8 protein-coding genes are annotated in these 10,483 nt (G+C 40.4%); 1 reads left to right on the top strand and 7 read right to left on the bottom strand.

All coding sequences use genetic code 11. The features are described 5' to 3' along the window. Positions 1 to 379 precede the first annotated feature (379 nt). Positions 380 to 2,173: a choice-of-anchor I family protein gene (locus I6E69_RS19460; RefSeq protein ID WP_197122019.1), complete on the bottom strand. Its 1,794-nt coding sequence runs from the start codon at positions 2,171 to 2,173 to the stop codon at positions 380 to 382. Between the two features lie 83 nt (positions 2,174 to 2,256). Next, positions 2,257 to 3,486, bottom strand: coding sequence for an acyltransferase family protein (locus I6E69_RS19455; protein ID WP_197122016.1), 1,230 nt, complete (start codon positions 3,484 to 3,486; stop codon positions 2,257 to 2,259). 144 nt (positions 3,487 to 3,630) lie between these two features. On the opposite strand from I6E69_RS19455, the gene I6E69_RS19450 reads away from it, so the two are divergent. Next, the gene (locus tag I6E69_RS19450; RefSeq protein WP_002962911.1) at positions 3,631 to 4,473 is read left to right on the top strand and encodes a LytTR family DNA-binding domain-containing protein; all 843 of its coding nucleotides are present in this window, start codon (positions 3,631 to 3,633) and stop codon (positions 4,471 to 4,473) included. Between the two features lie 28 nt (positions 4,474 to 4,501). Here the strand turns inward: I6E69_RS19450 and glmU are convergent, their stop codons facing one another. From glmU to atpA, 5 genes are all read right to left on the bottom strand, one after another. Next, entirely contained in the window at positions 4,502 to 5,860 is a 1,359-nt protein-coding gene (glmU, locus tag I6E69_RS19445; RefSeq protein ID WP_002962912.1) for a bifunctional UDP-N-acetylglucosamine diphosphorylase/glucosamine-1-phosphate N-acetyltransferase GlmU, read from the bottom strand. A 304-nt stretch (positions 5,861 to 6,164) separates the two neighbouring features. After that, positions 6,165 to 6,587 (bottom strand): F0F1 ATP synthase subunit epsilon, encoded by a 423-nt coding sequence (locus I6E69_RS19440; RefSeq protein WP_004335277.1) that lies wholly within the window; start codon positions 6,585 to 6,587, stop codon positions 6,165 to 6,167. 13 nt (positions 6,588 to 6,600) lie between these two features. Then, positions 6,601 to 7,986, bottom strand: coding sequence for a F0F1 ATP synthase subunit beta (gene atpD / locus I6E69_RS19435; RefSeq protein ID WP_004335274.1), 1,386 nt, complete (start codon positions 7,984 to 7,986; stop codon positions 6,601 to 6,603). A 33-nt stretch (positions 7,987 to 8,019) separates the two neighbouring features. Further along, on the bottom strand, positions 8,020 to 8,880 hold the full coding sequence (gene atpG, locus I6E69_RS19430; RefSeq protein WP_024597176.1) for a F0F1 ATP synthase subunit gamma: 861 nt from the start codon (positions 8,878 to 8,880) through the stop codon (positions 8,020 to 8,022). 60 nt (positions 8,881 to 8,940) lie between these two features. Continuing rightward, positions 8,941 to 10,482, bottom strand: coding sequence for a F0F1 ATP synthase subunit alpha (gene atpA / locus I6E69_RS19425; protein WP_024597177.1), 1,542 nt, complete (start codon positions 10,480 to 10,482; stop codon positions 8,941 to 8,943). Between the last annotated feature and the right edge of the window lies 1 nt (position 10,483).

Genomic DNA, 10,483 nt, shown 5'->3' with positions numbered 1-10,483 from the left:
TCGCTTTAGCGTCTCAAGGGATGCGAATAATACACCCTTTATTTTTCGAGTCAACACTTTGTTTTAAACTTTCTTTTTAGAAGATTTAAAGCCGAAGTTTTATTTAACTCTCTGAGTAGTTCGTGCCTTGCTATGCTTCGCCGTTTCCCGTCTCAGTGGGGTCGCATTATAGGGAGATTCGAGCGGGGGTCAATGTTTTATTTCAGCTTTTTGACAATTAAATGAATTTAGTATGAAAGCTATACAAATAAAGGGCTACAGGATACTTTTAGTTTAAAAAACACGCACAACATATGTATCTATTGATGAGGTATTAGTAAGGTTTAAACTAAGCTGTATGTTAAACAAACAACACACAGCTTTGTTTTAAATTAAAGGTTTATTTAGATGCTATTTCCCATACGGCAATGGAGCCTGATATTTCATTTCCAACGATTAAGAGTGGGTTTCCTGTAGCACTCTGCTCTGCTGGAACAAATTCCATTCCTTCAGGCGCTAAATCGCCTGTAATATTAGCGTCTTTAATTAAGCCTCTATTATAGAAGTAGTCTTCAAACTGCACATTATATGGATTGGTAATATCATAAACCATAATCCCACCCATACGCTCAAGCCCTATAAAAGCAAATGTACGATCGTCAATTTTACCAATAGTCAGCGCTTCTGGCTCTGCGCCTTTATCATCTGAGCGTGAGTCACCTTTGTTTTCATCTTCATTGTTGTTAAATGCTTCACCATGAACCGATGCAGTAATACGACCTATATCATCGCCTGAATCAAACACCACCAGCCCATTGCTGTCCCAAATGGTAAACGAACGTGCACCATAAGCATAAAGCGATTCGTATTGACCATCATTATTAGTATCGCCTTTTATTGTTGTTACTTTTAAGCGACCAATATCGTTATCGTCGTTATTTAAGTAATCAAAATTAGCTGCAAGCGTTAAGTCTTCAACGCGGCTCTCATCTATATAAGCTAAGCAGCCGTCGTCTTTATCGTAATCAAGTCCGCCCTTTGCTATACAGTCTGCTTCATCCGTTGTATCAAAAAAGTATTCTCTTGCGTCACCTTCGTTGGCAGTGACTATAAAGTTAGCGCCTTTCCAACTAAAGCTTGAGATAGTATCGGGCTGGTACATACCATAGAGCCCTGGGTATGATTTAAAATTAACGCCGCCATCTTTATCTGAGGCATCAAGTTGTAAGCTTGACCAATCTTTAAAGCCTAAGCCCTTTAGCTCAAGGCTGTTGTCTTGTAGGTTAACTATTGCAAGTGCATTGTTTTCTTGAATAGATACATAAGCGTATTTGTTATCTTTAGAAATGCTAACGTACTCGGGTTCTAAATCCATAGCTACTGTAGTATTTATTAGATTACCGTTAATAGTACGACCATTTGGGTTTGCAAAAACGACCCCTTGCCCTTCTAGTTCCGTTTGTTTATTGTTATAGGCTTTAAAATCAATATTTATTGCCGTATCGGCTATTACATTATTTGTTATATCGATAATACTAATAGAACCTTCAGGATCTACGCTGTAGTCGCCACTTGGTTCACCTTCGTTAGCAACCACTGCCTTTGCGCCATCATGGGTGAACGTCACCATGTCTGGTAAAAATCCGACCGTTACGTTTTTAATAAATACAGGTGAGTCGCCGCTTATATCGTAAAAAGCAATTTGACCTGCATCACCCGTGCTTTTAGCAGTCATTGCGACCGCTAGTAAATTATTGTTTTCATCAATAGCAATGCTGTTTGCATCGCCTTGGGTATGCTCGTTTAAAGACAACGTAATAACGGACGTTAAATTTGTGGCGCTGATAACCCCTTCGTTATCTTTAACGAGTGCGGCAGTATCAAAGGTGTCGGCGGGTAAAATATTAATAACAGCGTCATCGCCTGAACTGTTAATAGCGTAAATCCATTTTTTAGATGCTTGGTAAGCAACTATTTCAGCGGCACCTTCTGGGCTTTGTGCATTTAATACTCCTCTTCCTACGAGGCTAATATTTAATACTGAATTAGCGTTTACACCATTTATCCCATTAATGCCATTTGCGCCTTGTTCTCCCTGTAATCCTTGAGAGCCGTTTTGGCCATCGTCACCATCAAGTGAGCAACCAGTAAGAACAGATATAAGTGACAGCGCAATAATTGATTTTTTAAACATGTGATTTTCCTTAGTATTGTATTTGCTAAATATCAACACACAGGCATGACAAGATTATGGCAGTTTTAATACAGCCTCTTAGCCTAAGTAATTAGCTTATACGCTAGCGGAGTAATTAAAATTAAAGCGGCCGTATAACCAAGCATTTTTACAGTCGGGGAATAATCTCGTTTAATTGCAACCCCTAGCAAAGGTCTAAGTACATCAATACGTGTAATACCCCATGTAATAACGCCGCAAAAAGACCAAGTCCCTGTAATAATGATGAATGGTTCAGCAACAGGCCCTAAACTTAAAGGCAGTAGTAAAAAACACAAAATAATCAAAATGCTTTGATGCAATAAATAAAAGGGAAACACCCATACATTGAGCTGTTTTAAATAGTAAGTATTAAAATTTAAAAATCGGTGAGCGAGCGCAAGTACAAAAAATACACCTACAACACGTTGAATATTGTAGCTAGCGCTTAAAATAAAGTGAGGAAGAGTAAACACCTTCTGATAACTTAATATTATAAGTACAAACAAAACCGCAAAACTCAAAGCTAGTAATACTAAGTTTTTATTTAAGCTGTTCCAAAAGTAAGTGTTTTTAGCAAGTATGTATCCTGCGAGTAGCAGTATTAAGCCGTTAGTCTCTCTAATTGAATCGCCAGTTAAGTAATGGCTTGTAAATAGTGTGGCAATAGTGAGCAAGGTAATTAAAAACCCAAATGACACACCCCCCTTAACAAATGTTTTTAAAGGCGCAATAAAGGGCAAGCGTGCAAAAAGAGTTAAAACAATAATGATCAGCATAAAATGCCACAACGAGCGCAAATACCACAAGTGATTTACATCCACATTCGGCCATACTCCAGACTGATAATTATCAAAAAGCGTATTGTTAGTCTCTATAAAAGCTAAATAGAATTGCCAATAACTAATATCAATAACACCTTGCTGCGACATTTCTGCAAACAGCTGTAAAGGCACTATTAACCATAAACCCACCAGCAAGGGTAATAGTAAAAAAATAGAGCGGTATAAAGTGAAATGTAACCAAGACTTAAAGCCACTTATTTTATCAATCATAAAACGCAGTGCTACACCCGATATAAACCAAATGAGCAACATACGCCAAGGTGAAAACACCAACATTAAATATTCAACATACTGTGATGTGTAATTACTTTTAAAATGAAATCCCCAGTTTTCGCTATACAACATGCCAATGTGATAAAAAATTAGCGACGCAAATGCGATTACCCTAAGCCAATCAAGATAATATTTACGCGAATTAACTAATGAAGGTTGTTGTGTTTGAGTGCTCATGCTTTTATTACTTTATGAATTTTATGCGTTATTCATACCTAAAGATCTCGCTAAAACTATCTACAAGTGCTTATATTACAAGCAATAGTGATAAAAGGTGGTATACAGGGATAAGCGTGCCACGTCAGCAATAAGCATACATTTATGAACCTACAGCACTTTCAACGTTTTCAAAGCATTTACGCATCAGTATTACTGTGTGCTTACGTATTAATTAATAATACAGTAAACGCTACAACCCAAATAATGGAAGCCCAAAGAGAAGGGGCTTTAACTTTTTTAATGTGGGAGCCATTTGTTTGGGAGTATTCAAGTGCCTTGAGTACTTTGCTTATATTCCCTATTTTAATTTGGTTTTTAAGACACTTATCTTTTAATTGGCAAAATATTACGGCCTCATTAGGTATGTACTTTGCTGCCTCTATTATATTTAGCGTGTTACACGTTGGTATTATGGTAGGGGTTCGTAAATTCATATATTTGTTGAATGATGGGTCTTACAACTTTGGACTTAGCTGGTTTGAGCTTATTTATGAATACCAGAAAGACGCTATAAGCTTTGTGTTTTTCATCGTACTTATCAAAGTATATCAATATGTGGTGCAGCAGTTACTAGGTGAAGCCTCTTCAATTGAAGAAAGTGAGCAGCAAACAACATCGACCATAAACCGCCTATTAGTTAAAAAGCTCGGAAAAGAATTCATTATAAAAATAGAGGATGTTGATTGGCTTGAATCGTCGGGTAATTATGTAAACCTACATATAGGCTCACGTATATATCCGTTAAGGGCAACGCTTACAGCATTAAGCAAACAACTTGAAGTGCAGGGGTTTTGTAGAATTCACCGCAGCCATGGCGTAAAACTCGATAAAGTGGAGTCTATTACACCACTATCCAGTGGCGACAGTGAAATAAAATTAACTACAGGTAAAGTACTAAACCTATCTAGACGCTATAAAGAGCAATTTAAACTTCAACTAAAATAAAAAAGGCTACCTAAGTAGCCTCTAATTGTTATTTTTTAACTGGGCGTTTCCAACCCGTTAAATTACGCTGTTTAGAGCGTGCTATTGCTAATTGGTCATCTTCAACGGTACTGGTGATCACAGAGCCTGCACCAATTGTTGCAGTTGCACCTATATTTACTGGGGCAACAAGTGATGAATTAGAGCCAATAAAAGCATTATCGCCAATAATAGTTTTTGATTTATTAACACCATCGTAGTTGCAGGTAATAGTACCAGCGCCAATATTCACTTTTTCTCCAATTTCAGCATCACCTAAATAACTTAAGTGGTTGGCTTTTGAGCCTTTGCCTAAACGGGTTTTTTTCATCTCAACAAAGTTACCAATGTGTGAGTCTTCTTCCATAACAGCGCCAGGGCGAAGGCGAGCATAAGGGCCCAGCGTACATTTAGCAGCTACGCTTGCATCTTCAATTAAGGTATTCGCCTTTATTACCACGTTATCGCCTATGGTACAGTTTTTAAGTACACAGTTAGGGCCAATTTGTACATTGTTACCAAGGGTCACATTACCTTCAAAGATAACGTTTATATCAACTAATACGTCTTCGCCTGTTTTAACATTGCCACGCACATCTATACGGGCAGGGTCGGCAAGTGTTGCGCCATTTAACATTAACTCTTCTGCTTGCCATGCTTGGTAAGCGCGCTCTAAGCCTGCAAGTTGTACGCGGTTATTTGCGCCTTCAACTTCCATTGCATGATCTGGTTGCGCTGAAGTGATCTCTACGCCTTCACTGTGAGCCATTGCAACGATATCTGTTAAGTAGTACTCGCCTTGTGCATTATTGTTAGATAAGTTACCTAACCATGTTTTTAATAGCTTACCGTTAACAGCCATAATGCCTGTATTTACTTCGTTAATAAGTAACTGCTCTGAGCTTGCATCTTTTTGCTCAACAATACCGACTAACTTACCACCAACACGAAGCATGCGACCATAGCCATTTGGGTTTACCAAATTTACCGTTAATACCGCTAAACCATTTTTAGGTGTTGCAGCTAATAAACGCTCTAGAGTTGATTGTTTTGTTAGCGGTACATCGCCGTATAAAATCAATACTGTGTCTTCATCGTTAATATGAGAGTTGGCTTGCGCTACTGCGTGGCCAGTACCGAGTTGTTCTGCTTGAAGTACCCAATTTACATCGTTATCGGCAAGTTGTTGTTGTAATAGATCGCCGCCGTGTCCGTAAACTAAGTTTGTAGTCGTTGCACCTAATGCCATCGCATTATCAATAACGTGCTGTACCATTGGTTTACCTGCAACATTGTGCAAAACTTTAGGTAGAGCAGAGCGCATACGAGTACCTTTACCCGCAGCAAGAATAACAGTTGTTAGAGCCATTAAAACAATTTCCTTTTTCCGTTGTTTTAGCTAAATAAGTATTATGTTTGTGCAGAAGATTACGTAAATCACTTCTTGTGCAGATACTCAGTAGGTTAGTTTATTCGTACTGAATCTTGACTGAAAAACACACTTAATTGGATGACGTTATTGTAGCGAGGATTGGTGAAGGATATAAGTGATAAAGCACAGATAATAGTCTGATAGACCTGTTATTTAACAATTATAAATAAGCGATACACCATGTTTAAATTACAGACACAAAAAAGCCCACATAAAGTGGGCTTTTCAAAACCGGATAGGCTTACTTGTGACGTAATTGCTGAATTACGCGTAACTGAGCAACTGCTTCTGCCAGTCGCGTAGCCGCTTGTTGATAATCAAACTCAACAGCTGACGAATTCGCCATATGTTCTTCAGCTTCACGTTTAGCTTTTTGTACAGAATCTTCATCTAAATCTTCACCACGAACCGCAGTATCTGCAAGAATCGTGATGTGATTTGGTTGAACTTCTAATGTACCGCCAGCAACATATAACACATCTTCGTGACCATATTGCTTAACTAAACGTACCATACCAGGTTTAAGGGCAGTTAGTAGTGGAGCATGACCTAGGTTTACACCCAGCTCGCCTTCACTACCAGATACTTGAATCGATTCAACAAGACCAGAGAACAAGCTCTGCTCTGCGCTTACTACGTCAAGATGTACAGTCATAGCTGTCATACTACCCTCCTAGTTACATGCCTTTGGCTTTTTCTTGAGCTTCTTCGATAGAGCCAACCATGTAAAACGCTTGCTCTGGAAGCTCATCAAACTCGCCGTTTAAAATGCCTTTGAAGCCAGCAATTGTATCTTTCAGTGATACGTATTTACCTGACGCGCCTGTAAACACCTCTGCCACGAAGAATGGCTGAGATAGGAAACGTTGGATTTTACGTGCACGAGATACAAGTTGCTTATCTTCGTCAGAAAGCTCGTCCATACCTAGGATTGCAATGATGTCTTTAAGTTCTTTGTAACGCTGAAGAACTGTTTGAACGCCACGTGCTGTATCGTAGTGCTCTTGACCAATTACTTGTGGGTCAAGTTGACGTGAAGATGAATCAAGTGGGTCTACCGCTGGGTAGATACCAAGTGATGCGATATCACGTGAAAGTACTACTGTTGCGTCTAAGTGAGCAAAGGTAGTTGCTGGAGATGGATCTGTTAAATCATCCGCAGGTACGTATACCGCTTGGATTGATGTAATTGAACCAGTCTTAGTTGAAGCGATACGCTCTTGAAGCACACCCATTTCTTCAGCAAGTGTAGGCTGGTAACCTACCGCTGATGGCATACGACCAAGAAGTGCAGATACTTCTGTACCAGCAAGTGTATAACGGTAGATATTATCTACGAAGAAAAGCACATCGCGACCTTCATCACGGAACTTTTCAGCCATAGTAAGGCCTGTTAACGCTACGCGTAAACGGTTACCTGGAGGCTCGTTCATCTGACCGTATACAAGCGATACTTTATCAAGTACGTTTGAATCGTTCATCTCATGGTAGAAATCGTTACCCTCACGTGTACGCTCACCAACACCTGCGAATACTGAGTAGCCGCTGTGCTCGATTGCGATGTTACGGATAAGTTCCATCATGTTTACAGTTTTACCAACACCGGCACCACCGAATAAACCAACTTTACCACCTTTAGCAAACGGACATACAAGGTCGATAACCTTGATACCAGTTTCTAAAAGCTCAACTGAACTTGATTGCTCTTCGTATGAAGGCGCTGCACGGTGAATAGACATACGGTCTTCTTCGCCGATTGGACCCGCTTCATCGATTGGCTCACCAAGTACGTTCATGATACGACCAAGTGTTGCTTTACCAACTGGAACTTGAATCGATTCACCTGTATTCATAACTAAAGCACTACGACGTAAACCATCAGTAGTACCCATAGCGATAGTACGCACTACACCGCCACCTAGCTGTTGTTGAACTTCTAAAGTCAAACCAGCTAAATCGCCATCTGTTACTCTTAGTGCGTGGTATACCGCTGGCACGCTATCTTGTGGAAATTCAATATCCACAACGGCGCCGATAATTTGGACGACCTTACCTAAACTCATGTCTATTCCTCTCGTTAATCTTTACCCGAAGCATTAAACTGCTGCTGAGCCAGAACAAATCTCACTAATTTCTTGTGTGATTGCTGCTTGGCGAGCCTTGTTATAAACAAGCTGTAGCTCGTCCATAAGGTCACCTGCGTTATCAGTTGCAGCTTTCATTGCAACCATACGAGCAGCCTGTTCTGAGGCAGCATTTTCTACCACACCTTGGTATGCTTGAGACTCAATAAAGCGTACTAACAAAGACTCTAAAATAGCCTCTGGGTTTGGCTCGTATAAGTAATCCCATGTGTGAGCAGATACTTCTTCTTCAGCTTTTGGCAAAGGGAGTAACTGATCTATAATTGGCTCTTGCTTCATGGTATTAACGAATTTGTTATATACCAAGAATAAACGGTCTATTTTGCCTTCAGAAAATGCATCAAGCATAATTTTTACAGGACCAATAACGTCTTGTACTGAAGGTTTATCTCCTAGGCCCGCTTTTTTAGCGAGTAGTTGACCACCAAAACGTTGAAAGAAGCCTGCTGCCTTACTACCTAAAGTAGCAAATTCAGCATCAACACCTTTCTCTTTCCACGCTTTAACATCAAGTGCAACTTTCTTAAACTCGTTTGAGTTTAAACCGCCACACAGACCACGGTCTGTAGAGATAACAATATAACCAACTCGTTTCACTTCACGTTCTTTTAAGAACGGGTGAGTAAAATCAAGATTTGCTTGAGCAACACGACCAATTACTTCACGTAATTTATTAGCGTATGGACGGCTTGAAGCAACGCGTTCTTGCGCCCTTTTCATTTTAGACGCAGCAACCATTTCCATTGCGCTAGTGATCTTTTGAGTATTTTTAATACTCCCGATCTTGCTTTTAATCTCTTTTCCGCTGGCCATGACTCTCTCTCCGAATCAAGGTGTGCTTTAGTTTCCTAAAGCGCACCATTAATAACTAAATTACCAAGTTTGCGTAGACTTGAACTTCGTAAGAAGTTCTTTAAGCTGCGCTTCGATCTCGGCATTCAAGTTACCAGTTTCATTGATTTGAGCCACAAGCTCTGCGTATGTGCTAGTTGCATACGAAAGTAAAGCTGCTTCAAAGTCACCGATTTTCGAAATCTCGATGTCTTGAAGGAAGCCTTTTTCAGCAGCAAATAACGACAAAGACATTTCAGCAACAGACATTGGCGCGTACTGTTTCTGCTTCATTAGCTCTGTTACACGCTCACCATGCTCAAGTTGAGCACGAGTTGCATCATCAAGGTCAGACGCGAACTGCGAGAACGCAGCTAATTCACGGTACTGAGCTAGGGCTAGACGAATACCGCCACCTAGTTTCTTAACGATTTTAGTTTGTGCAGCACCACCAACACGCGATACCGAGATACCAGCATTTACTGCCGGACGGATACCTGAGTTGAATAAGTCAGTTTCTAAGAAGATCTGACCATCGGTGATAGAGATAACGTTAGTCGGTACGAACGCAGAAACGTCGCCGCCTTGAGTTTCAATGATTGGCAATGCCGTCAATGAACCAGTTTTACCTTTCACTTCACCATTAGTGAACTTTTCAACGTAATCTGCGTTTACACGCGATGCACGCTCTAAAAGACGAGAGTGAAGGTAGAATACGTCACCTGGGTATGCTTCACGGCCTGGTGGACGCTTAAGTAGTAATGAAATTTGACGGTAAGCAACTGCTTGCTTAGACAAATCATCATATACGATTAATGCGTTTTCACCACGGTCACGGAAGTATTCACCCATAGTACAGCCCGCGAACGGTGCTAAGTACTGAAGTGCCGCAGATTCAGAAGCAGATGCAACAACTACGATAGTATTTGCTAGTGCACCATGCTCTTCTAATTTACGAACTACGTTTGCAATAGTAGATGCTTTTTGACCAATCGCAACGTACACACACTTAACGCCTGTGTCTTTTTGATTGATGATTGCATCGATTGCTAGTGCAGTTTTACCTGTTTGACGGTCACCGATGATAAGTTCACGTTGACCACGACCAACTGGAATCATCGCATCGATAGATTTATAACCAGTTTGAACTGGCTCATCTACTGACTTACGCTCGATTACACCTGGTGCAATTTTTTCTACAGGTTCAAACCCGTCGTTATCTAAAGCGCCTTTACCATCGATTGGAGCACCTAGTGTGTTTACAACACGACCAAGTAGACCAGGACCAACAGGAACTTCTAAAATACGACCAGTTGTATATACTTTTACGCCTTCAGTAAGGTCAGCGTACGGACCCATTACTACTGCACCAATTGAGTCGCGCTCAAGGTTTAGTGCGATAGCATAACGGCTGCCAGGAAGCTCAATCATTTCACCTTGCATACAGTCAGCAAGACCGTGGATGCGGATGATACCGTCAGTAACAGATACAATAGTACCTTCGTTACGAGCTTCACTTACAACTTCGAACTTCTCAATACGTTGTTTGATCAGATCTGAAATTTCAGTGGAATTAAGTTGCATG

It is taken from the genome of Pseudoalteromonas sp. NZS100 (genome assembly GCF_015864815.1).
GTDB classification, from domain to species: Bacteria; Pseudomonadota; Gammaproteobacteria; order Enterobacterales; family Alteromonadaceae; genus Pseudoalteromonas; species Pseudoalteromonas distincta.
This window is presented reverse-complemented; position numbering and strand designations above follow the sequence as displayed.